Raw genomic sequence first — 23705 nt, 5'->3', positions numbered from 1 at the left:
TTGAACCGAACGGGTGCGGCCATTTCCCTGCGCCCGTTTTCGTGCATAAATCTGTCTCCGGCTATTTCCAGACACCTTTTAAAACGCTTGTTCGGCACTCTGGTTCGGAAATTGCTACTTTCAACAGGTCTTACGCTTTCCAGTAACAATAATTCTGCGCCACAAGCGCTCATATTGGTTTTAGGGATTGAATAATGAAAAAAGCATTGCTGACCCTTTCTGCACTGGCGTTGTGCATGGCTGCTGGCTCCGCCATGGCGAAAGAATACAAAGAACTGCGTTTCGGCGTTGACCCTTCCTACGCACCGTTCGAGTCGAAAGCGGCCGATGGCAACCTGGTGGGCTTCGACATCGATCTGGGGAACGCGATCTGCGCCGAGCTGAAGGTCAAGTGCAAGTGGGTCGAAAGTGACTTCGATGGCATGATCCCTGGCCTCAAAGCCAATAAATTCGACGGCGTGATCTCGTCGATGACCGTTACCGAAGCCCGTGAAAAAGTCATCGACTTCTCCAGCGAGCTGTTCTCCGGCCCAACCGCCTACGTGTCCAAGAAAGGTTCCGGCGTGACCGAAGACGTCGCCTCGCTCAAGGGCAAGACCGTCGGCTACGAACAAGGCACCATTCAGGAAGCCTACGCCAAAGCCGTTCTGGACAAGGCCGGCGTGAAAACCCAGGCCTACGCCAACCAGGACCAGGTCTACGCCGACCTGACTTCCGGTCGTCTCGACGCAGGCATCCAGGACATGCTGCAAGCCGAACTGGGCTTCCTGAAGTCGCCACAGGGTGCCGACTACGACGTCAGCAAGCCGGTCGACAACGCTTTGCTGCCGGCCAAAACAGCTATCGGCATTAAGAAAGGTAACACCGAGCTGAAAGCACTTTTGGATAAAGGTATCAAAGCGTTACACGATGATGGCACCTACGCCACCATTCAGAAGAAACACTTTGGCGATCTGAATCTGTACAGCGGCAAATAATGCCCGGCGCCCATCTCGCGATGGGCGCTTTTTTCATCCGATCAGGTTGCTGATTTATGTTCGAAAACCTATTAGAAAATCTGGGGCTCTCTGCCTTCAGCCTCAAGGGCTTCGGTCCGCTGCTGATGCAAGGCACCTGGATGACGATCAAGTTGTCGGCGTTATCGCTGTTGGTGGCCGTGTTGCTCGGGCTGCTCGGCGCCAGTGCCAAGCTGTCAAAAGTCAAACTGATGCGCGTGCCTGCCCAGCTCTACACCACACTCATTCGCGGCGTTCCGGACCTGGTCCTGATGCTGCTGATCTTCTACAGCCTGCAAACCTGGCTGACCTCGTTTACCGATTACATGGAATGGGAATACATCGAGATCAACCCGTTCAGCGCCGGGGTCATCACCCTGGGCTTCATTTACGGTGCGTATTTCACTGAAACCTTCCGTGGCGCGATTCTCGCCGTCCCGCGAGGCCAGGTCGAAGCGGCCACCGCCTACGGCCTCAAGCGCGGCCAGCGTTTCTGGATCGTGGTGTTCCCGCAGATGATGCGATATGCCCTGCCGGGTATCGGCAACAACTGGATGGTGATGCTCAAGGCCACCGCCCTGGTGTCGATCATCGGCCTCGCCGACCTGGTCAAGGCTGCCCAGGACGCCGGTAAAAGTACTTATCAGCTGTTTTATTTCCTGGTGCTGGCCGCGCTGATCTACCTGGTGATCACCAGCGCGTCCAACTTCATCCTGCGCTGGCTTGAACGCCGTTACTCCGCCGGTACACGGGAGGCCGTACGATGATCGAACTCCTGCAGGAATACTGGAAACCCTTCCTTTATAGCGACGGCAACAACATCACCGGCCTGGCCATGACGATGTGGCTGCTCAGCGCGTCGATTTTCTTCGGCTTCCTGGTGTCGATTCCACTGTCCATCGCCCGGGTCTCGTCGCGGGTCTATGTTCGCTGGCCGGTGCAGTTCTACACCTACCTGTTCCGCGGCACGCCGCTCTATATCCAGCTGCTGATCTGTTACACCGGGATCTACAGCCTGGCCGCCATCCGGGCGCAGCCGGTATTGGACGCATTCTTTCGCGATGCGATGAACTGCACCATCCTGGCCTTCGCCCTGAACACCTGCGCCTACACCACGGAGATCTTCGCCGGGGCCATTCGCAGCATGAACCATGGTGAAGTGGAAGCGGCCAAAGCTTATGGCCTGACCGGGTGGAAGCTGTATGCCTACGTGATCATGCCGTCGGCCTTGCGTCGCTCGCTGCCTTACTACAGCAACGAAGTGATCCTGATGCTGCACTCGACCACCGTGGCGTTCACAGCGACCATCCCGGACATCCTGAAAGTCGCACGGGACGCCAACTCGGCGACATTCCTGACCTTTCAGTCGTTCGGCATCGCCGCGCTGATCTACCTGACCGTCACTTTTGCGCTGGTCGGCCTGTTCCGCCTTGCCGAACGCCGATGGCTGGCCTTCCTCGGGCCGACCCACTAGGTCTCAACCAGTTTCAGGAAACAACAGATGCGCCACCAGAAACATGACCTGCTGGCCCCGCTGCCAGGGACCGCACGACAGATCCACAGCTTTCACTTCGGCCCTCAACCGGCCAATGGCAAGATCTACATCCAGGCCTCCCTGCACGCCGACGAAATGCCCGGCATGCTGGTGGCCTGGCACCTCAAGCAACGGCTGGCGGAGCTGGAGGCCGCCGGCCGCCTGCGCAGCGAAATCGTACTGGTGCCCGTCGCCAACCCGGTCGGCCTGGAACAGGTGCTGATGGATGTGCCGCTGGGCCGCTACGAGCTGGAAAGCGGGCAGAACTTCAACCGCTGGTTCGTCGACCTCAGCGAGGAAGTCGGCAACGCGATCGAAGGCAAGCTCGGTGATGACCCGCAACACAATCAGCAATTGATCCGCAGCAGCCTGCGCGATGCGCTCGCCCGGCAGACCGCCAGCACCCAACTGCAATCCCAGCGCCTGACCCTGCAGCGCCTGGCCTGCGACGCCGACATGGTGCTCGACCTGCATTGCGATTTCGAAGCGATCGCGCACCTGTACACCACGCCGGAAGCCTGGCCGCAGGTCGAGCCGCTGGCGCGCTACATCGGCGCCGAAGCCAGCTTGCTGGCTACCGATTCCGGTGGCCAGTCGTTCGACGAATGCTTCACCCTGCTCTGGTGGCAGTTGAAAGAACGCTTCGGCGAACACTTCGACATCCCCCCAGGCAGTTTTTCGGTGACCGTCGAATTGCGCGGCCAGGGCGACGTCAACCACCCACTGGCCAGCCGCGACTGCCAGGCGTTGATCGACTACCTGATCCGTTTCGGCGCGATCGCCGGCGAACCCGCGCCACTGCCTGACCTTCCCTGGCCGGCGACGCCGCTTGCCGGCGTAGAACCGGTGGCTACGCCGGTCGGCGGGTTGCTGGTGTTCACCGCACTGCCAGGCCAATACCTGGAAGCCGGACAACTGGTCGCCGAAATCATCGACCCGATCAACGATCAGGTCACCCCCGTTCATTGCGCCACCGCCGGGTTGATGTACGCCCGCTCGCTGCGCCGCATGGCCACTGCCGGCATGGTGATCGCCCACGTCGCGGGCACCGAAGCCTATCGCAGCGGCTATCTACTTTCGCCTTGAGGATGCACGCCCCATGTACAAACTGACCATCGAAGGCCTGCATAAAAGCTACGGCGACCATGAAGTCCTCAAAGGTGTTTCACTCAAGGCCAAGACCGGCGACGTCATCAGTCTGATCGGCGCCAGCGGCTCGGGTAAAAGTACCTTTCTGCGCTGCATCAACTTCCTCGAACAACCCAACGACGGCGCCATGAGCCTCGATGGGCAGAACATCCGCATGATCAAGGATCGTCACGGCATGCACGTGGCCGACGCCGACGAATTGCAGCGGATTCGCACCCGCCTGGCCATGGTGTTCCAGCACTTCAACCTGTGGAGCCACATGACGGTGCTGGAAAACATCACCATGGCCCCGCGCCGGGTGCTGGGCTGCGACAGGAAAGAAGCCGAGGACCGCGCCCGGCGCTACCTCGACAAGGTAGGGCTGGCCTCCCGTGTGGCGGACCAATACCCGGCCTTCCTGTCCGGCGGTCAGCAACAACGGGTAGCGATTGCCCGCGCATTGGCGATGGAGCCGGAAGTCATGCTGTTCGACGAACCGACCTCGGCGCTGGACCCGGAACTGGTGGGTGAGGTGCTCAAGGTGATCCAGGGCCTGGCCGAAGAAGGCCGGACCATGATCATGGTGACCCACGAAATGAGCTTCGCCCGCAAAGTGTCGAGCCAGGTGCTGTTTCTGCACCAGGGCCTGGTGGAGGAAGAAGGTGCGCCGAAAGACGTGCTGGGCAACCCGAAGAGCGAGCGGTTGAAGCAGTTCCTCAGCGGCAACCTGAAGTAACGTCTACAGCAATACCTGTTGTGGGAGCAAGCTCGCTCCCACATTTGATTTCTACCGCCTGATCTATTCAGGCCACAGGCGCAGGCGGTGGCTCATCCGGCAATGTAGGTTCGCCAGGTTCCATCGGCTGTTCATTCGGGGTATCGGGATCAGGCTGGCCGGGGATGCCCCCTGCCATGCTGACGGGCGGATGTGCCAGCAACGACCAGGCCAGAACGCCAACCTGATTGGGTTCAAGCCTTGCCAGTTCGGCACTGATTCGCGGATCGATCTTCATTCGGCACTCCAGGGCGATGGTCCGACCCGCCTTGCGCGGATCGGAACAGTACACTCCATAGAGTGTACGCCCGCTCAGGAATTCCCGAAATTTGTCGGACGGTTGACTCAGGTGCGCGGCAGGGTCACGCCACGCTGGCCCTGGTACTTGCCGCCACGGTCCTTGTAGGACACTTCACACTCTTCGTCCGACTCAAGGAACAGCATCTGCGCCACACCTTCGTTGGCGTAGATTTTCGCCGGCAGATTGGTGGTGTTGGAGAACTCCAGGGTCACGTGACCTTCCCACTCAGGCTCGAGCGGCGTGACGTTGACGATGATGCCGCAACGCGCGTAGGTGCTTTTACCCAGGCAAATGGTCAATACATTGCGCGGAATGCGGAAGTATTCGACGGTGCTGGCCAGGGCGAAGGAGTTCGGCGGGATGATGCACACGTCGCTGTGGATGTCGACGAAGCTGCCGGCATCGAAGTTTTTCGGGTCGACGATGGCCGAATTGATGTTGGTGAACACCTTGAAATGATTGGTGCAACGCACGTCGTAGCCGTAGCTCGACACGCCGTAGGAGATCACACGGTTATCGTCGCTGCCGCGTACCTGGCGCTCGACGAAAGGCTCGATCATGCCGTGTTCCTGCGCCATGCGGCGAATCCACTTGTCCGATTTGATGCTCATGGCGGGGTGTCCTGAATAGCGAGGTCGAAAAATTCTGTCCGGCATCTTACCGGGCGCGCCGCCGGGTTCAAAGTCCGCGCTGCAATTCTCGCCGAACAGCCTGGAATTACCGGCGCCGGCGACGAAGCGTCACACCGCCGATCCCTAAAACAGAGAAACCTTCGCAAGAAGCATTGGCACGTTCCGGAAAAAGGGTTAAGGTGGCGCCACTGTGCTGCTTGTGTCACTGAGAATCTCTACACGATATGTTGAATTTCGATCCAACCATCTACAAGAATTTTTCCTGCTCTTTGCACTCAGTCTCGGCCAGGGTTCTTCCTGAGTCGCAGTTATCTTTGTTCAAGGAGTTACACCATGTCTAATCGCCAAACCGGTACCGTTAAGTGGTTCAACGATGAAAAAGGCTTCGGCTTCATCACTCCACAATCCGGTGACGACCTGTTCGTTCACTTCAAAGCTATCCAATCCGACGGCTTCAAAAGCCTGAAAGAAGGCCAACAGGTTTCTTTCATCGCTACCCGCGGTCAGAAAGGCATGCAAGCTGAAGAAGTTCAAGTTATCTAACTTGTACTTGCTTTAGTAAAAAGCCCCGCCCTCAACAGCGGGGCTTTTTTGTGGGCGGGTGTTTTTGCCCACAAAAAAATCGCCGCCTCCAACAACCCCTGCGTTGACCTCGCAGGAGCTGCCGAAAGCGGCGATCGATCAGTCCTTCTTACCAGGTCACGCCAAACCCTGCGGTGTAGCGCGTCTTGTCCAGGTCCGCGTCGTCGGTACCGCTGATGATGTTGCGTTCAGCCTTGAGATTGAGCGAAGCCCAGTCAGTCACCTTGTAGCGCAGGCCTATCTCGGAATCGAGGGCGTAATCAGCGACGTCCGTCAGCGGTTTGCCCACCTCGCCGTTGGTGAAGAACTCGACTTTCTTGCCAATCAGATAGCGGTTGTAATCCCACTTCATGGCCACGGAATAGAAATTTTCCTTGCTGCCATCGACGAACTCATAGTCTGTGCGGTTGACCAGCGAACCCAGGGAAAATGCGCCCAGTTCGTTATCCCAGAACTGGTAACCCGGACCTGTACCGACCGTACGCTGACGCGAGAGATCTTCGACCTTGTCACGCTTGTAAACCAGGCGACCCTGCCAGAACCATTTGTCCGTCAGGAAGCGGTCAAGGGAGTACTCGGCCCGCCAGTTGTCCGTCGTGACCACGTCATCCTGGAATTCGCGGTTGTACTCGCCTTCGGCGGTGTGTCGCCAGCGACCATGACGTGCCGAGGTCTTGAAGTCGATATCGTAGTCGTCGGTGTCCTTGTCGGCGCGCTGGTAATCCAGCGCGGCATCGATGTTGCCCTTCCAGACCAGATCCTCGACGACCGGCTTGGGCTTGAGCATCTGCTGAATACTCGCCAACTCCACCGTCCTGGGTGCATCACCGTTGGCCAGGGTAACCTTGCCATCCCCCGCCGCCTGCAGCGACTTGGCCACCTCGCCGGTATAGGCATCCTGCTTGACCAGCAGATGCTGATCACTCTCCAGGGTTTTCACCTTGCTCCACTCGATCGGAACCTCACCGGCGTACTCGGTCTTGAGCAATAGCTTGCCGCCATCGAACAGGATGATCTTGCCGCTCAACTTGTCACCGTTCTTCAACCAGATGGTATCGGCGAGCAAGGGCGTGGAGGCACTGAGGACGGCGAGGCACAGCAGGGATCTGGACAACATAAGCAAGATACAAACTCGGCATTGCGAAAAAAGTCGGCATTATCCGTAGGAACAAGGCCCTGACAAGGACTGACCCGACTATTTCTATTGAGTTCATTTCTCAACTACCCGTACAGGAATTACTCTACAGACGGTAAAGCAGAATTCTTCAGGACTGACGCACGTGACCGATCCAACCGATGAACCCGAGAGCGCAGCGCAAATCCGACGCACGGCGCTGTATCTGACACTGGCGCAAGTTCCCGAGGGCAAAGTCGTCAGCTACGGTCAGTTGGCCGAGCTGGCAGGACTGGGTCGCGCCGCGCGCTGGGTCGGCCGCACACTCAGCCAATTGCCGAGCGACAGCAAGCTGCCGTGGCACCGTGTGCTGGGTGCAAACGGGCGTATCAGCCTGCCGGTCGGCAGCCCTTCGGGGGATGAGCAGCGCGCGCGATTACGCACGGAAGGCATCAGTGTCCTGAATAATCGTGTTGATATTCAGCGCCATGGCTGGCGTCCGGTAGAGCACAGCGGTTAGAGTGCGCGCTTTGTTTCCGTATTTGTTGAGGCAGACTCCAGCCCATGCCCCGTAAAACCTGGCGCGCCGCGCTCGCCGCTTATGCCAGCCCCTCGACACTCGTGCTGTTGCTGCTTGGTTTCGCCGCCGGCCTGCCCTACATGCTGGTCTTTTCGACGCTTTCAGTCTGGCTGCGTGAAGCCGGCGTGGCTCGCGAAACCATTGGTTATGCAAGCCTGATCGGCCTGGCGTATGCCTTCAAATGGGTCTGGTCGCCCTTGCTCGACCAATGGCGACTGCCATTGCTCGGCAAACTCGGTCGACGACGATCCTGGCTCGTACTGTCCCAGGCCCTGGTCATCCTGGGCCTGATCGGGATGGGTTTCTGCGACCCGCAAAAGCATCTGTCCTGGCTGATAGCCATCGCCGTTGTCGTCGCATTCGCCTCGGCGACCCAAGACATCGCAGTCGACGCCTACCGCCTGGAGATCGCCGAAGACAATCGTCAGGCCGCCCTCGCCGCCAGCTACATGTCCGGTTACCGGGTCGCTGCGCTGCTGGCCACCGCAGGCGCGCTGTACTTCGCCGAAGGCTTTGGCTCCACCGGTTTCAACTACAAGCATTCGGCCTGGGCCGGCACCTACATCCTGTTCGGCGCGCTGATGATCCCGGCACTGCTGACCTCCCTGTTCATGCGCGAACCACCCGTGCCGTTGCGCACGCAACTGCAGGCCGGGCGCTACAGCTTCGCGCACCAACTGGCCTCGGTGTTCGTGCTGATCATATTGCTGGTGTCCGTGCCGGCCATGTTCACCCAGCTCTACAACACCGACTTCGCCAGCGTTCTGTTCGAAGGCGCAAGCCTGCTCGACCTGCTGCTCCAAGACCGCGCGTTCCTGCGAGCCATCCTCTACATCACGCTCACCGCCCTGTGCCTCTCGGCCATGGGCCGTCGTGGCCTGGCGCCAGTACTGACGCCGATCAACGACTTTATCCTGCGATACCGCTGGCAAGCGCTGCTGCTGCTCGGCCTGATCGCCACCTATCGGATGTCCGATACGGTCATGGGCGTGATGGCCAACGTGTTCTACATCGACCAGGGTTTCACCAAGGACCAGATCGCCAGCGTCAGCAAAATCTTCGGCCTGATCATGACCCTGGTCGGCGCCGGCATGGGCGGCCTGCTGATCGTGCGCTTCGGCATCCTGCCGATCCTGTTCATCGGCGGCATCGCCTCCGCGGCCACCAACATCCTGTTCCTGATGCTCGCCGACATGGGCCCCAACCTGAACATGCTGGTGCTGACCATCTCCCTGGACAACTTCAGTTCGGGCCTGGCCACCTCGGCCTTCGTCGCCTACCTGTCGAGCCTGACCAACCTCAAGTTCTCCGCCACCCAGTACGCCCTGCTCAGCTCGATCATGCTGCTGCTGCCACGCCTGATCGGCGGCTACTCCGGGGTCATGGTGGAGAAGTTCGGTTATCACAACTTCTTCCTGATTACCGCGCTGCTCGGCGTCCCGACCCTGCTGTTGATCGCCCTGCACTGGTTCCAGGAGAACCGCCGCGCAGGACCGACACCGACACCGGAACCGGTGCAGACCCCGGTCGTCGAAGAGTCGTAGGCTCTTTACCCAGGAAAATTCGCGGAGGGCCGAGTGAATCGCGCCCTCCTGCCACACCGCCGACCGCACGCCTGTACGCCAGCGGATCTCGCCCGTACAATGCTCCGTCATTTCTCGTCATCAGCAATCGATAACGGCCAACCATGCGCACCAGTCAATTTTTGCTCGCCACACAAAAAGAAACGCCTTCCGACGCGGTCGTGATCAGCCACCAGCTGATGCTGCGCGCCGGCATGATCCGCAAACTCGCCTCCGGCCTGTACACCTGGCTGCCGATGGGCCTGCGGGTAATGCGCAAGGTCGAGGCCGTCGTTCGTGAAGAAATGAACGCCGCCGGCTCTCTCGAAGTGTTGATGCCGAGCACCCAACCGGCCGAGCTGTGGCAGGAATCCGGGCGTTGGGAAGAGTACGGCCCTGAATTGCTGCGCTTCAAGGATCGCCATGGCCGCGACTTCTGCGCAGGCCCGACCCACGAAGAAGTCATCACCGATCTGATGCGCAACGAATTGAGCAGCTACAAGCAGCTGCCGATCAACCTGTACCAGATCCAGACCAAATTCCGTGACGAAATCCGCCCACGCTTCGGTTTGATGCGCGGCCGCGAATTCATCATGAAGGACGCGTACTCGTTCCACGCCGACCAGCCTTCGCTGCAGGTCACCTACGACCGCATGCACCAGGCCTACTGCAACGTGTTCACCCGCCTGGGCCTGAAGTTCCGCCCTGTTGAAGCCGACAACGGCTCCATCGGCGGTGCCGGCTCCCACGAGTTCCACGTGCTGGCCGAGTCCGGTGAAGACGACATCGTCTTCAGCAACGGCTCCGACTACGCCGCGAACATCGAAAAAGCCGAAGCCGTGCCACGGGAAACCTCGCGCGCCGCTGCGACCGAAGAACTGCGTCTGGTCGACACCCCGAACGCCAAGACCATTGCGCAACTGGTCGAAGGCTTCAACCTGCCGATCGAGAAAACCATCAAGACCCTGGTGGTGCACGCCGAAGAGAAAGGCAAGCTGATTGCCCTGATCATCCGTGGCGACCATGAGCTGAACGAAATCAAGGCCGCCAACCAGCCTGGCGTAGCCAGCCCGCTGGTCATGGCCTCGGAAAGCGAACTGCGCGAGGCCATTGGCGCCGGCGCCGGTTCCCTTGGCCCGTTGAACCTGCCGCTGCCGATCATCATCGACCGTTCGGTCGAACTGATGAGCGACTTCGGCATCGGTGCCAACATCGACGACAAACACTACTTCGGCGTGAACTGGGAGCGCGATCTGCCTGTTCCGACCGTTGCCGACCTGCGCAACGTCGTGGCCGGTGACCCGAGCCCGGACGGCAAAGGCACCCTGGAAATCAAGCGCGGCATCGAAGTCGGGCACATCTTCCAGCTGGGCAACAAATACAGCAAAGCGATGAAGTGCGAAGTGCTGGGCGAGAACGGCAAGCCGATCACCCTGGAAATGGGTTGCTACGGTATCGGCGTGTCCCGCGTGGTGGCGGCTGCCATCGAGCAGAACAACGACGAAAACGGGATCATCTGGAGCGACACACTCGCGCCGTTCCAGATTGCCCTGGTGCCGCTGCGCTACGAAACCGAGCAGGTTCGCGAAGCCACCGACAAGCTGTACGCGCAACTCACCGCTGCCGGCTTCGAAGTGCTGCTGGACGACCGCGACAAGAAAACCAGCCCGGGCATCAAGTTCGCGGACATGGAACTGATCGGGATTCCACACCGGATCGTGGTCAGCGACCGCGGCCTCGCCGATGGCAACCTGGAATACAAGAGCCGTACCGAGGCCGAGCCGCAAGCGCTGCCGGTCGCTGAAGTACTGTCGTTCCTTCAGGCCCGTATCCGCCGCTGAAACCAGATAGAGACGTCATGTTCAAGCGAAACACCTTAGGCCTCGGTGCTGCCGCCCTGTGCGGCACCCTGCTGGTCAGCGGCTGTGCCAATCAGATGTCACAACGCAGCGAGCACGAGGAACGTGTCGAGCGCAAATTGCTCGATCACAGCCTCCAGATCGATGTCGGCGAGCCCACGGTGCTTGAGCTGCCGCAACGGCGCGTGAAAATTCACGAGCAAAAGACTTTCGAAGTCACCGAGTACGAAGTCACTCGTCACTACGACCGCTATACGCCCTACCAACCCTGGCGGGAGGTTTACGAAATCCCGCTGGGCGCGGTGGCCGTGGTGGCGGGTATCGGTGCCAACGTGGTCAATGTGTTCGCCCTCGGCAACCTGCCGGACAGCGTGACCAAAGACTGGCTGAGCTACGGTTTCGCCGGGCTCAATCCGTTCATGAACGTGCAGTCCCATGGCCGCGCTCAGCAGAACCTGGCCGGCATCGATGAAATCCAGCGTGACAAACGCACGGAGTACTCGAGCCTGCCCTGGAGCGAGCGCCCGGTCGAGGTCAAGGCCGGCAAGGAAACCTTCGAACTGACCACCGACAAAAACGGCGTACTGCGCCTGAACCTGTTGGATAACCCGTTCGCCGAACATGACATCAATCATCTGACCCGGCTGCTGATTCGTGTCGAAGATGGCCAGGACAATGTCCGCAACGACGCGACCCTGGCCATCAGCAGCACCTTGCGCAGCAAGCTCTATGAGGCCCACGGGCTGATTCATGACGATCTCGAAGGCGACGAGGTCAGCCAATGGGTTCACCGGGTCAAACGCTTGTCGGAGTTGGGTCTCGAAGAAGAAGCCACCGAGCTGGAACAGAGCCTGATCGAACTGACGCGCAATGATCCCGAATTGCAGACCGAATTCCTCAAGTCGCTGGCCCAGAATGGCGAACGACTGGTAGCGAACCCGGGATTGAATTGAAAAGCTTAGTTGTCACCCTGCTCGCGATCAGGGTGACCACTACCGCTCAAACAACTCCATCTGCTCAAACCCGCCCCGCAAGTCTTCCAGCCGAACCCCGACCCCCAACAACCGCACCGGTTTACCGCCGCGATTGAAAGCCTGGGTCAGCATCAACTGATAACTCCCCAGATCCCGCCCTGCCCCGGCTTGCTCCAGTGTGGTCTGAGTGAAGTCATGGAACTTCACTTTGACGAATGGCTTGCCCGGACGATAACTGCTGTCGATTCGCGCCATGCGACCGGCCAGGGTCTCCAGCAGTTCGGGCAGTTTATCCAGGCAACTCTTCAGATCAGGCAGATCAACGTCGTAGGTATTTTCAACGCTGATCGACTGACGACGACTGTCGTTGTGCACCACTCGCTCATCAATCCCGCGGGCCAGGCTCCAGAGTCGCTCGCCAAAGCTGCCGAACTCACGCACCAGCGCCAACTTGTCCCACTCGCGCAATTGCAGGCAATCGGTGATACCCAGCTTGCCGAGCTTGTCGGCAGTGACTTTGCCGACCCCGTGCAACTTGTTCACCGGCAAGCCACTGACAAAGTCCTCGACCTGGTCCGGAGTGATGACGAACAGGCCGTTGGGCTTTTTCCAGTCACTGGCGATCTTGGCCAGAAACTTGTTCGGCGCCACACCCGCCGACACGGTGATGTGCAACTGGTTGGAGACCCGGCGGCGGATATCCTGGGCGATTCGCGTGGCACTGCCCGCGAAATGCGCGCTGTCCGACACATCCAGGTAGGCCTCATCGAGCGAAAGCGGTTCAATGATCTCGGTGTAGTCGCGAAAGATCGTGTGAATTTCCCTGGACGCTTCTCTATAGGCATCCATGCGTGGCTTCACGATGGTCAGGTCCGGGCACAGTTTCAGGGCGTGCCCGGAGGACATTGCCGAACGCACGCCGTACGCCCGCGCCTCGTAATTACAGGTGGCGATCACCCCGCGCCGATCCGCCGACCCGCCCACCGCCAATGGCTTGCCGGCCAGACGCGGGTCGTCGCGCATCTCAATGGCGGCGTAGAAACAGTCGCAATCGACGTGGATGATCTTTCGCTGAGTCATGGCAAAGCAATGTTCATGGCAAGGAAATGGCGTCTTTGTTTGACGGATATGCAGTATCTCACCGACACCTGTATATAGCACCAGTAGTCTGAATGTTCTTTTCGACGCGTGGGAAATGTCGCTGATGAATTTATTTTTTCAATCGGAAAATCATTCCCAATAGAGCCACAGGCCTTGCCCCGCCTGCCTCACAGACCGAAAACCCTCCCCTTCGACAAGCTAACCGATTGAAGCAGAACAGGTTTTATCTGAATTGAAGGTTGACACCCCGGCGCATCTCTATAGAATGAGCCACACAGACGCGGGATGGAGCAGTCTGGTAGCTCGTCGGGCTCATAACCCGAAGGTCGTCGGTTCAAATCCGGCTCCCGCAACCAAACATCAAAAAAGGCTACTCGAAAGAGTGGCCTTTTTTGTGCGTGCTTGTTTTGTAGCGCCGGGCACCTGAACCCACTTCCCTATGGACTCGAGCCGTAAGCAAAAATCGTTCTGATTCCGAAACTTAGGGCAAGCCTGCGACCGTTTGACGCGATTCAACGTTTATTTGACCTGGTTCGGGATTAACGGTTGACACCCCGGCGATTCTCTATAGAATGCCGCCACACAGACGCGGGATGGAGCAGTCTGGTAGCTCGTCGGGCTCATAACCCGAAGGTCGTCGGTTCAAATCCGGCTCCCGCAACCAAACATCAAAAAAGGCTGCTCGAAAGAGTGGCCTTTTTTGTATCTGTTGAAAAAGTCCTTTCGCAACAATGATCTGTCACTGTGTAGCAAGCCGTTTGGGGCCACCCATGCGCCGGGTTCAGACTATGCTCTATCGCAGGCTGAAGCCTTCACGACCGATGTCGCGCCGTCTCCGCTGACAGGCGTTAATATTTGTGATTATTTTTTTCTACAGGGATTGGTAACTTGGCTGGATACCCCCATCCTGTCGCGCACAATCCAAGAGGTGATTGATGCGCGCCAACTCGTCTGATTCACAAGACACTGTCACAGCGACACAACCGATCAAGGCTGAGCGTCTGCGCCTGCTTGATCGGTTGAGCAAATACCGCCAACCCATCGGCCTGGCGATTACCCTGCTGTTGTTCGCGATCGCGCTGATTGCCTGTCGCCACCTGCTGAGCGAGCTCGACCTTTACGCGCTGCACGACTCGATCCTCGAAGTTCCCAAACCTGCCTTGATGGGCGCGCTCGGCGCAACCGTGGTGGGCTTCATCATTCTGCTCGGCTACGAATGGTCGGCCAGCCGCTATGCCGGGGTGAGCCTGGCGCCGCGCACCCTGGCACTGGGCGGGTTCACAGCCTTTGCCATCGGCAACGCCATCGGCCTTTCAATGCTGTCGGGCGGCTCGGTGCGCTATCGCCTCTACGCCCGTCACGGCCTGGGGGCGGCTGAAGTCGCCCAGATGACGCTGTTCGCCAGCCTCTCGCTGGGTTGCGCACTGCCACCGCTGGCCGCCCTGGCGACGCTCAGCGACCTGCCTGCCGCGTCCACCGCCCTGGGGCTCTCCGAGACGTTGCTGGGCATGGTGGCAAGCGTAGTGCTCGTGCTGTTTTCGGTGCTGGCGATCGGTATCTATCGTCGTCGCCTGCCGGATCAGCCTTACCCGGACAACCTGCTGGTCAGGATCGGTCGCCGCACCTTGCGCCTGCCCGGGCGTCGCCTGACGTTCCTGCAATTGCTCATCACTGCCCTCGACGTGGCGGCCGCCGCGACCGTGCTCTATCTGCTGCTGCCGGAAACGCCGCCCTTCGGTGTGTTCCTTCTGGTTTACCTGCTGGCCCTCGCCGCCGGCGTGCTCAGCCATGTGCCGGGCGGTGTCGGGGTCTTCGAAGCGATCTTGCTGGCGGCCTTTTCCGACACCCTCGGTGCCGCGCCACTGGCGGCCGCCCTGCTGCTCTATCGCTTGATCTATGTGGTCCTGCCCTTGCTGGTCGCCTGCCTGCTGTTGCTGATCAACGAAGGCCAGCGTCTGTTCCAGACACGCCAGACCTTGCGCGCAGCCTCAGGCCTGGCGGCGCCGATACTGGCGGTGCTGGTATTCCTGTCCGGTGTTGTCCTGCTGTTCTCCGGCGCCACCCCGGAGATCGATACCCGCCTGGAACACATCGGTTTTCTGATCCCCCATCGCCTGGTCGATGCATCGCACTTTGGCGCCAGCCTGGTCGGCGTGCTTTGCCTGTTGCTGGCCCAAGGACTGCGCCGCCGGCTGTCGGCCGCGTGGATGCTGACCACCATACTGTTGCTGGTCGGCGCCCTGCTTTCGCTGCTCAAAGGCTTCGACTGGGAAGAAGCCAGCCTGATGGTACTGACGGCGAGCCTGCTCGGGGTCTTCCGCCGCTCGTTCTATCGCCCCAGCCGCCTGACCGAACTGCCGTTCTCGCCGCTGTATCTGGTGGCCAGCCTGTGCGTACTCGGTGCATCGATGTGGCTCCTGCTATTTGCCTACCAGGACGTTCCGTACAGCCACCAACTCTGGTGGCAGTTCACCCTCGACGCCGATGCCCCTCGCGGCCTGCGTTCGCTGCTCGGCGCCGCTGTGCTGTTGGTGGTGGTGTCCCTGACCTGGCTGCTGCGTACCGCGCGCCCGGTCATTCATCTGCCGACACCCGAGGAACTGGAACGCGCCAGCAAGATCCTGATGGCATCGGCCCAACCGGATGGCGGCCTTGCCCTGACCGGTGACAAGGCCCTGCTGTTTCACCCCAATGACGAAGCCTTCCTGATGTACGCCCGTCGCGGCCGCAGCCTGGTGGCGCTGTATGACCCGATCGGCCCGGGCCAGCAACGGGCGGAAATGATCTGGCAGTTCCGCGACCTGTGCGACATCCACCACGCCCGTCCCGTGTTCTATCAAGTGCGCGCCGAGAACCTGCCGTACTACATGGACATCGGCCTGACCGCGATCAAGCTCGGTGAAGAAGCCCGGGTCGACCTCAAGCGTTTTGATCTCGAAGCCAAGGGCAAGGAGATGAAGGACCTGCGCTACACCTGGAACCGTGGCACCCGTGACGGCCTGTCGCTGGAAATCCATGAGCCGGGCCAGGCGCCGATGGAGGAGCTCAAGGTGATTTCCGATGCCTGGCTGAGCGGCAAGAACGTGCGCGAGAAAGGTTTTTCGCTGGGCCGCTTCAGCGATGACTACCTCAAGCATTTCCGCATCGCGGTGATTCGTTTCGAAGGACGCCCGGTGGCGTTCGCCAACCTGCTCGAGACCTACGGCCACGACCTGGCCAGCCTCGACCTGATGCGCGCGCACCCGGACGCCCCGAAGCTGACCATGGAATTCATGATGGTCGGCCTGATTCAACATTATAAAAATCATGGATACGCGCGTTTCAGCCTGGGCATGGTGCCGTTGTCGGGGTTGCAACCCCGTCGCGGCGCACCACTGACCCAGCGCCTGGGCTCGATGGTATTCCGCCGTGGTGAGCAGCTGTACAACTTCCAAGGCTTGCGCCGCTTCAAAGACAAGTTCCAGCCTGATTGGGAACCCCGTTATATGGCCGTGCCCGCCGGACTCGATCCGCTGGTTGCGCTGGCCGACACTGCCGCCCTGATCGCGGGCGGCTTGACCGGATTGGTGAAACGCTGATGATTCAACGCTCCTTGCGGTATGTATTGGGCACACTGGTGGTAGTGGCCCTGATTCTTGGTGGCGGATTCTGGTACCTGAAACGCCCGGCACCGGAACCGACCCTCCAATTGCTGACCCCGGCCGACGGTGCGCCGATGACCCGCGTCATCCCCGGCACCACGCCACAAGCCCAGGTGCTGGTGGCGGTCAACGAAGACCAGAAACTCAGCGACAAGCAATTGCTGACCCTGAGCCGCAGCGGCTCGGCACAGATTGTCCAGGTGATCCTGCCCAAGGACTGCCTGCTGCAAAGCCGTGCCCTGCAAGCGGGCCTGCGGGAACTCAAAGGCCCGGCCACCCTGGTCAGCGGCATCGGCCCGGGCGCCGTGCTGGCCTGGCGCTGGCTGTCCGAGCAGAAGAATGACAAGGCCCAGGCCGTCTCGGTCGACCTGGCCCTGGAAAAGGGCGGCTGCACTCACCTGCTGCCCAAAAGCGCCGCCCACGGTCATTGGCTGGTCGCGTGGAACGACAACCCGGACGACACCAGTGCCGGCTTCGTGCGTGATCAACCGAACGCCGAAACCAGCATCAGCGACTACGACATCAACCTCCCGCAGGTGCTGAACAACGAACTGCGCAAGATCCTCGTCGGCGGCGACAAGTCCGCTGGCGGGCTGCAGATCCCGGTGGTCGAAGTGCCGGCAGGCCAGGCCAGGGACACCGTGACCCTGTTCCTGTCCGGTGACGGCGGCTGGCGCGACCTCGACCGCGACGTGGCGGGCGAGATGGCCAAGATCGGCTACCCGGTGGTCGGCATCGACACCCTGCGCTACTACTGGCAGCACAAGAGCCCGGAGCAAAGCGCACTGGACCTGGCTGAACTGATGCAACACTACCGGCAGAAATGGGGCACCAAGCGCTTCATCCTGACCGGCTACTCGTTCGGCGCCGATGTCCTGCCGGCGATCTACAACCGTCTGGCCGAATCGGAACAGAATCGCGTCGACGCGATCATCCTGCTGGCCTTCGCCCGTACCGGCAGCTTCGAGATCGAAGTCGAAGGCTGGCTCGGCAACGCCGGCAAGGAAGCCGCCACCGGCCCGGAAATGGCCAAGCTGCCAGCCGCCAAAGTGGTGTGCATCTACGGCGAAGAAGAAACCGACGAAAGCGGCTGCACCGACAAGACAGCGGTGGGCGAAGCCATCAAGCTGCCTGGCGGCCACCACTTCGACGAGAACTACCCGGCGCTGGCCAAGCGTCTGGTGGATGTGATCGAGAAGCGGCAAGCCAAAGAAGCAGAAGCTCAAGAGTGAGCTGAGCCTCGCTGAAGAAAAGCCCCCGCCATCTCACGATAGCGGGGGCTTTTTCATTCAACGCCACAAATCCCTGTAGGAGCGAGCCTGCTCGCGATGGACTTCAACGATAACGCTGAACACCTGACACCCAGTGGTGATCTCAGGTTCATCGCGAGCAAGCTCGCTCCTACATCTCCACCTGCGTCCCCAGCTCAATCACCCGGTTCAGCGGCAGATTGAAGAAGCGCAAATTGCCGTTGGCGTTCTGCAACATGAACGCAAACAGCGCCTCACGCCAGCGGGACATGCCTTCAAGCTTGGAGGCAATGACCGTCTCCCGGCTGAGGAAATACGTGGTGCGCATCGGGCTGAAGTCCAACTCATCGAGATGACACAGCTTCAACGCCTTCGGTACGTCCGGCTCGTCGGTGAAGCCGAAATGCAGGATCACCCGGAAGAAGCCTTCGCCATAGGCATCGACCTCGAACCGCCGTGCTGGCGGCACCCGCGGGATGTCTTCGTACACCACCGTCAGCAGCACCACTTGCTCGTGCAGTACCTGGTTATGCAACAGGTTGTGCAACAGCGCGTGGGGCACGGCATCCGGCCGCGCGGTCAGGAACACGGCGGTGCCCTGAACACGATGCGGTGGCTGTACCGCGATGCTGCTGATGAAGATCGGCAGCGGCAATCCACCCTCATCGATACGATCGACCAGCAACTGTTTGCCGCGCTTCCAGGTGGTCATCAGCACGAACAACGCGAAACCGGCGATCACCGGGAATGCGCCGCCCTGAACGATTTTCGGCACGTTGGCGGCGAAGTACACACCGTCTACCAGCAGGAAACCCAGCAGGACCGGCACCACAAGCACCGGTGGCCACTTCCACAGCAACAGGATCACCGCGGACACCAGAATGCTGGTCATCAGCATGGTCCCCGTCACCGCCACACCGTAGGCCGAGGCCAGGGCGCCGGAAGATTCGAAGCCCAGCACCAACAGCACTACGCCGACCATCAGCGCCCAGTTCACCGCGCCGATGTAGATCTGGCCCTGTTCAGCGCTGGAGGTGTGCTGGATGTGCATGCGCGGGATGTAACCGAGCTGGATCGCCTGACGGGTCAGGGAGAACGCACCGGAAATCACTGCTTGCGAGGCAATCACCGTGGCCATGGTCGACAGGCCGACCAGCGGGATCAATGCCCAGCTCGGCGCCAACAGGTAGAAAGGGTTGCGGGCAGCTTCCGGGTCGCCCAGCAGCAAGGCGCCTTGACCAAAATAGTTCAGCACCAGCGCCGGCAGCACGAGAATGAACCAGGCACGAGCGATCGGCTTGCGGCCGAAGTGGCCCATGTCCGCGTACAGCGCTTCGGCACCGGTCAGTGCGAGCACCACGGCGCCGAGAATCGCCACGCCCATGCCCGGGTGCACGATGAAGAAGCGTACGCCCCACACCGGATTCATCGCTTGCAGGACTTCCGGATGCTGGCTGATGCCATAGACACCCAGCGCAGCCAGCACGAGGAACCAGGTCACCATGATCGGCCCGAACAGGATACCGATGCGCGCCGTACCATGGCTCTGGATCAGGAACAGCGCCACCAGCACCACCAGTGAGATAGGCACCACCCAATGGTCGATCCCGTCGAACGCCAACCCCAGGCCTTCAATCGCCGACAGCACGGAGATCGCCGGGGTGATCATGCTGTCGCCATAGAACAGCGCCGCACCGATCAGCCCGCAGACCACCAGGAAGCCGCGCAGCTTCGCATGCCCCGCCGCCGCCCGCCGGGCCAGCGCGGTCAGGGCCATGATCCCGCCTTCGCCCTGGTTGTCGGCGCGCAGTACAAACATCATGTACTTGATCGACACGACCCAGATCAGCGACCAGAAAATGAGTGCCAGAATCCCCAGCACCCCGTCATGAGTGACCGGCACGCCGTAGCCTCCGGAAAACACTTCCTTGAGGGTGTACAACGGACTGGTGCCGATATCGCCATAAACCACCCCGACTGCCGCGACCAGCATGCCGATCGGCTTCACCGCCGAATGCTCGGCGCCCGCAGTCTGACTACTTGCCTGACCCATCCACCACTCCTACTACCCAGACTCGGGCCTCTTTGAAAGAAGCACTATGCTTTGACGTGCAGCATGCGCTGTTTTACTTCTCGTTACAGACGTTTTGTTGACTGTAAAAAACCAGTAAAGCGTAACGGCGCGAAGCATAGCGCAGCACTCGTCGTATTTCCCTGCATAAAGCTGGTCAAGTGGGCTTACCATCGCTAGAATTGCGCACTTTTTGATCAGAGGCGCCATAAGCGCCCGTCCGTCGTCTTGCCGTACTCGGCACGAGGCGTCACAAATACCGAGGTTAGACATGTCCACCACTCCTGCGTCGGCCAATCCAAAGGTTGGCTTCGTATCCCTGGGCTGCCCCAAAGCACTGGTCGACTCCGAGCGCATCCTTACCCAGCTGCGCATGGAAGGCTATGACGTCGTGTCCACCTACCAGGACGCCGACGTCGTGGTGGTCAATACCTGTGGCTTCATCGATTCGGCCAAGGCCGAGTCCCTGGAAGTGATCGGCGAAGCCATCAAGGAAAACGGCAAGGTCATCGTGACCGGCTGCATGGGCGTCGAAGAAGGCAACATTCGCAACGTGCATCCGAGCGTGCTGGCCGTGACCGGTCCGCAGCAGTACGAGCAAGTGGTCAACGCCGTGCACGAAGTCGTGCCGCCACGCCAGGACCACAACCCGCTGATCGACCTGGTGCCGCCACAAGGCATCAAGCTGACTCCGCGCCACTACGCCTACCTGAAAATTTCCGAAGGCTGCAACCATAGCTGCAGCTTCTGCATCATCCCGTCGATGCGCGGCAAGCTGGTCAGCCGCCCGGTGGGCGACGTGCTCGACGAAGCCCAGCGTCTGGTCAAGTCCGGCGTCAAAGAGCTGTTGGTGATCTCCCAGGACACCAGCGCCTACGGCGTCGACGTGAAATACCGCACCGGTTTCTGGAACGGCGCGCCGGTGAAAACCCGCATGACCGAACTCTGCGAAGCCCTGAGCACCCTCGGCGTCTGGGTTCGCCTGCACTACGTCTACCCGTACCCGCACGTTGACGAGCTGATCCCGCTGATGGCCGCCGGCAAGATCCTGCCGTACCTGGACATTCCGTTCCAGCACGCCAGCCCGAAAGTGCTGAAGTCGATGAAGCGCCCGGCCTTCGAAGACAAGACCCTGGCCCGCATCAAGAACTGGCGCGAAATCTGCCCGGACCTGATCATCCGCTCGACCTTCATCGTCGGCTTCCCGGGTGAAACCGAAGAAGACTTCCAGTACCTGCTGAACTGGCTGACCGAAGCCCAGCTCGACCGCGTCGGCTGCTTCCAGTACTCGCCGGTAGAAGGCGCACCGGCCAATGACCTGGACCTCGAAGTCGTCCCGGACGACGTCAAGCAGGACCGCTGGGATCGATTCATGGCGCACCAGCAGGCCATCAGCTCGGCGCGCCTGCAGATGCGCATCGGCCGTGAAATCGAAGTGCTGGTCGATGAAGTCGACGAGCAAGGCGCGGTGGGCCGCTGCTTCTTCGACGCCCCGGAAATCGACGGCAACGTATTCATCGACAACGGCAGCAACCTGAAGCCGGGCGACAAGGTCTGGTGCAAAGTGACCGACGCCGACGAATACGACCTGTGGGCTGAACAGATCTAAACGCAAAAAATACGCAAAGCCCCGCCCTCTTGCGAGATGCGGGGCTTTTTTACGGCTATCGTTTGAGGTTGAAAGGATTCCTATCAACCACTGCATGAGAGGCAGACGGGCATGCGTCAGCATTCGGTCATCCACACGCCGAAACTCGGCGACTACGAAGAATTGACCCGGGTCTGGGAGGCCTCGGTACGCGCGACCCACGACTTTCTGCCCGACAGCTACATCGAACTGCTGAAAAACCTGGTGCTGACCCGCTACCTCGACGCGGTGATGCTGATCTGCACCAAGGATTCGAGCCAACGCATCACCGGGTTCGCCGGCGTCGCGGCCGGCAAGATCGAAATGCTCTTCATCGACCCCGACCATCGCGGCCAGGGTCTGGGCAAGAAATTGTTGCGTTATGCCCTGGAACACCTGAATGCCTACGAACTGGACGTCAACGAACAGAACCCGCAGGCCCTCGGCTTCTACTTCAAGCAGGGTTTCGAGGTCATCGGTCGCTCGGAGGTCGATGGCATGGGGCAGCCGTATCCGTTGCTGCACATGCGTGTGCGTCAGGCTGAAAAACTCACCCGCAATGGCTGATACACCATAAGACCAAAAAACATGCATTGAAATGGAACCGGGATTAACCGGCGCCAGGCAGGTACAATGCCCACCCCTTTTTTGTTACGGCCCTGACATGACTGACCCGATTCGTCTCTCCAAACGCCTCATCGAACTCGTCGGCTGTTCCCGTCGGGAGGCTGAGCTGTTCATCGAGGGCGGCTGGGTCACCGTCGACGGCGAAGTCATCGACGAGCCGCAATTCAAGGTCGATACCCAGAAAGTCGAACTTGATCCAGAAGCCAAGGCCACCGCGCCGGAACCGGTGACCCTGCTGCTCAATGTGCCGGCCGGCATGGACGCAGACACCGCCATGGCCACCCTCGGGGCCGAAACCCTGAGCGAAGAGCACCGCTACGGCAAGCGTCCGTTGCGCGGGCATTTCCTGCGCCTGACCGCCAGCACCGACCTGCAAGCCAACGCCAGCGGTCTGCTGGTGTTCACCCAGGACTGGAAAATCCTGCGCAAACTCACCGCCGACTCCAACAAGATCGAGCAAGAGTATGTGGTCGAGGTTGAAGGCGAGATGGCGGCTCACGGCCTGAACCGCCTGAACCACGGCCTGACCTACAAGGGCAAGGAGCTACCGGCGGTCAAGGCCAGTTGGCAGAACGAAAACCGCCTGCGCTTTGCCATGAAGAATCCGCAACCGGGCATCATCGCCCTGCTGTGCCAGGCCGTCGGCCTGAAGGTCGTCGCCATCCGCCGCATCCGCATCGGCGGCGTGTCCATCGGCAAGGTGCCCGTGGGGCAATGGCGCTACTTGTCCGGCAAAGAGAAGTTCTAAGGCTTTTCTCGCCGCCACACATTTCGGCGCCGCGCCTGGCCGCGACGCCCACAGCTGATTATCAGGACTGCACACATGATTCATAACGACGTACTGCGCAGCGTGCGCTACATGCTCGACATCAGCGACAAGAAAGTCATCGAGATCATCAAGCTCGGCGGCCTGGACGTGACCCTGCCGGACCTGCTGACCTACCTCGACAAAAAAGAGGAAGACGAGGAAGGTTTCGTACGCTGCCCGGACGAAGTCATGGCGCACTTCCTCGACGGCCTGGTGATCTTCAAGCGCGGCAAGGACGAAAGCCGTCCGCCGCAGCCGATCGAAGTGCCGGTGACCAACAACATCATCCTGAAAAAGCTGCGGGTGGCGTTCGAGCTGAAGGAAGACGACATGCACGCCATCCTCAAGGCCGCCGAGTTCCCGGTGTCCAAGCCTGAGCTGAGCGCGCTGTTCCGCAAGTTCGGCCACACCAACTACCGCCCGTGCGGCGACCAGTTGCTGCGCAACTTCCTCAAGGGCCTGACCCTGCGCGTTCGCCCGCAATAAACACCCATCCTTGTAGGAGCCGGCTTGCTGGCGATGGCGATCCTCAAAACGCCATCGC

22 protein-coding genes and 2 tRNA genes are annotated in these 23705 nt (G+C 60.3%); 19 read left to right on the top strand and 5 right to left on the bottom strand.

The window, feature by feature from the left end; genetic code table 11:
- Positions 1 to 194 precede the first annotated feature (194 nt).
- The 5 genes from EI969_RS18285 to EI969_RS18265 are packed head-to-tail and all read left to right on the top strand — an operon-like array spanning position 195 to position 4393.
- Complete coding sequence (locus EI969_RS18285) at positions 195 to 977, top strand: transporter substrate-binding domain-containing protein (protein ID WP_103394468.1); 783 nt, start codon at positions 195 to 197, stop codon at positions 975 to 977.
- A 56-nt stretch (positions 978 to 1033) separates the two neighbouring features.
- On the top strand, positions 1034 to 1762 hold the full coding sequence (locus EI969_RS18280) for an ABC transporter permease (protein ID WP_007971646.1): 729 nt from the start codon (positions 1034 to 1036) through the stop codon (positions 1760 to 1762).
- Entirely contained in the window at positions 1759 to 2469 is a 711-nt protein-coding gene (locus EI969_RS18275) for an ABC transporter permease (RefSeq protein WP_160389030.1), read from the top strand. Before EI969_RS18280 ends, EI969_RS18275 begins: the two co-directional genes overlap by 4 nt.
- A gap of 27 nt (positions 2470 to 2496) precedes the next feature.
- Entirely contained in the window at positions 2497 to 3615 is a 1119-nt protein-coding gene (locus EI969_RS18270) for a succinylglutamate desuccinylase/aspartoacylase family protein (protein WP_160389029.1), read from the top strand.
- 13 nt (positions 3616 to 3628) lie between these two features.
- Positions 3629 to 4393 (top strand): ABC transporter ATP-binding protein, encoded by a 765-nt coding sequence (locus tag EI969_RS18265; protein WP_160389028.1) that lies wholly within the window; start codon positions 3629 to 3631, stop codon positions 4391 to 4393.
- A 67-nt stretch (positions 4394 to 4460) separates the two neighbouring features.
- Here the strand turns inward: EI969_RS18265 and EI969_RS18260 are convergent, their stop codons facing one another.
- Together EI969_RS18260 and dcd are read right to left on the bottom strand one after the other, a co-directional pair.
- Positions 4461 to 4670 carry a hypothetical protein gene (locus EI969_RS18260; protein WP_150718635.1) on the bottom strand — a complete coding sequence of 70 codons (210 nt, stop codon included), beginning with the start codon at positions 4668 to 4670 and terminating at the stop codon, positions 4461 to 4463.
- A 107-nt stretch (positions 4671 to 4777) separates the two neighbouring features.
- Positions 4778 to 5344 carry a dCTP deaminase gene (gene dcd / locus EI969_RS18255; RefSeq protein WP_110658603.1) on the bottom strand — a complete coding sequence of 189 codons (567 nt, stop codon included), beginning with the start codon at positions 5342 to 5344 and terminating at the stop codon, positions 4778 to 4780.
- A gap of 354 nt (positions 5345 to 5698) precedes the next feature.
- Between dcd and EI969_RS18250 the strand changes: the two genes are divergently transcribed.
- Positions 5699 to 5908 carry a cold-shock protein gene (locus tag EI969_RS18250; protein ID WP_002554837.1) on the top strand — a complete coding sequence of 70 codons (210 nt, stop codon included), beginning with the start codon at positions 5699 to 5701 and terminating at the stop codon, positions 5906 to 5908.
- A gap of 148 nt (positions 5909 to 6056) precedes the next feature.
- On the opposite strand, the gene EI969_RS18245 is transcribed toward EI969_RS18250, so the two are convergent.
- Positions 6057 to 7064 carry a DUF481 domain-containing protein gene (locus EI969_RS18245; protein ID WP_160389027.1) on the bottom strand — a complete coding sequence of 336 codons (1008 nt, stop codon included), beginning with the start codon at positions 7062 to 7064 and terminating at the stop codon, positions 6057 to 6059.
- A 163-nt stretch (positions 7065 to 7227) separates the two neighbouring features.
- On the opposite strand from EI969_RS18245, the gene EI969_RS18240 reads away from it, so the two are divergent.
- The 4 genes from EI969_RS18240 to EI969_RS18225 all read left to right on the top strand — a co-directional run bounded on the left by EI969_RS18240 (position 7228) and on the right by EI969_RS18225 (position 12015).
- A complete protein-coding gene (locus EI969_RS18240; RefSeq protein WP_160389026.1) occupies positions 7228 to 7581 on the top strand; it encodes an MGMT family protein in 354 nt (117 codons plus the stop codon).
- Between the two features lie 44 nt (positions 7582 to 7625).
- The gene (locus tag EI969_RS18235; protein WP_160389025.1) at positions 7626 to 9185 is read left to right on the top strand and encodes an AmpG family muropeptide MFS transporter; all 1560 of its coding nucleotides are present in this window, start codon (positions 7626 to 7628) and stop codon (positions 9183 to 9185) included.
- 143 nt (positions 9186 to 9328) lie between these two features.
- Positions 9329 to 11044 carry a proline--tRNA ligase gene (locus EI969_RS18230; RefSeq protein WP_160389024.1) on the top strand — a complete coding sequence of 572 codons (1716 nt, stop codon included), beginning with the start codon at positions 9329 to 9331 and terminating at the stop codon, positions 11042 to 11044.
- Positions 11045 to 11061: 17 nt separating this feature from the next.
- Complete coding sequence (locus EI969_RS18225) at positions 11062 to 12015, top strand: hypothetical protein (RefSeq protein WP_160389023.1); 954 nt, start codon at positions 11062 to 11064, stop codon at positions 12013 to 12015.
- Between the two features lie 39 nt (positions 12016 to 12054).
- Here the strand turns inward: EI969_RS18225 and dinB are convergent, their stop codons facing one another.
- Positions 12055 to 13116 carry a DNA polymerase IV gene (gene dinB / locus EI969_RS18220; RefSeq protein ID WP_160389022.1) on the bottom strand — a complete coding sequence of 354 codons (1062 nt, stop codon included), beginning with the start codon at positions 13114 to 13116 and terminating at the stop codon, positions 12055 to 12057.
- 300 nt (positions 13117 to 13416) lie between these two features.
- On the opposite strand from dinB, the gene EI969_RS18215 reads away from it, so the two are divergent.
- From EI969_RS18215 to EI969_RS18195, 5 genes are all read left to right on the top strand, one after another.
- Positions 13417 to 13493 (top strand) — tRNA-Met (locus EI969_RS18215).
- 231 nt (positions 13494 to 13724) lie between these two features.
- A tRNA-Met gene (locus EI969_RS18210) sits at positions 13725 to 13801 on the top strand.
- Positions 13802 to 13837: 36 nt separating this feature from the next.
- On the top strand, positions 13838 to 14092 hold the full coding sequence (locus EI969_RS18205) for a hypothetical protein (RefSeq protein WP_160389021.1): 255 nt from the start codon (positions 13838 to 13840) through the stop codon (positions 14090 to 14092).
- Positions 14073 to 16715 (top strand): bifunctional lysylphosphatidylglycerol flippase/synthetase MprF, encoded by a 2643-nt coding sequence (gene mprF, locus EI969_RS18200; protein ID WP_160389020.1) that lies wholly within the window; start codon positions 14073 to 14075, stop codon positions 16713 to 16715. The genes EI969_RS18205 and mprF overlap by 20 nt, the downstream gene beginning before the upstream one ends.
- Entirely contained in the window at positions 16715 to 18010 is a 1296-nt protein-coding gene (locus EI969_RS18195; RefSeq protein ID WP_160389019.1) for a virulence factor family protein, read from the top strand. Before mprF ends, EI969_RS18195 begins: the two co-directional genes overlap by 1 nt.
- Positions 18011 to 18179: 169 nt before the next feature.
- On the opposite strand, the gene EI969_RS18190 is transcribed toward EI969_RS18195, so the two are convergent.
- Positions 18180 to 20081: a potassium transporter Kup gene (locus EI969_RS18190; RefSeq protein ID WP_160389018.1), complete on the bottom strand. Its 1902-nt coding sequence runs from the start codon at positions 20079 to 20081 to the stop codon at positions 18180 to 18182.
- Positions 20082 to 20370: 289 nt separating this feature from the next.
- Here EI969_RS18190 and rimO point away from each other — a divergent pair, with 289 nt between their 5' ends.
- The 4 genes from rimO (at position 20371) to EI969_RS18170 (ending at position 23647) form a co-directional block, all read left to right on the top strand.
- Entirely contained in the window at positions 20371 to 21708 is a 1338-nt protein-coding gene (gene rimO / locus EI969_RS18185) for a 30S ribosomal protein S12 methylthiotransferase RimO (protein ID WP_160389017.1), read from the top strand.
- A gap of 111 nt (positions 21709 to 21819) precedes the next feature.
- Entirely contained in the window at positions 21820 to 22293 is a 474-nt protein-coding gene (locus tag EI969_RS18180) for a GNAT family N-acetyltransferase (RefSeq protein ID WP_160389016.1), read from the top strand.
- A 97-nt stretch (positions 22294 to 22390) separates the two neighbouring features.
- On the top strand, positions 22391 to 23101 hold the full coding sequence (locus EI969_RS18175; RefSeq protein ID WP_160389015.1) for an rRNA pseudouridine synthase: 711 nt from the start codon (positions 22391 to 22393) through the stop codon (positions 23099 to 23101).
- 75 nt (positions 23102 to 23176) lie between these two features.
- Positions 23177 to 23647, top strand: a complete 471-nt coding sequence (locus tag EI969_RS18170; RefSeq protein ID WP_046041186.1) for a DUF1456 family protein — start codon at positions 23177 to 23179, stop codon at positions 23645 to 23647.
- Positions 23648 to 23705 lie beyond the last annotated feature (58 nt).

The sequence above is a fragment of the Pseudomonas sp. PB101 genome (assembly GCF_009764265.1).
Classification (GTDB): Bacteria; Pseudomonadota; Gammaproteobacteria; order Pseudomonadales; family Pseudomonadaceae; genus Aquipseudomonas.
The sequence above is the reverse complement of the archived record's forward strand: the minus strand, read 5'-3'. Positions and strand labels throughout refer to the sequence as shown.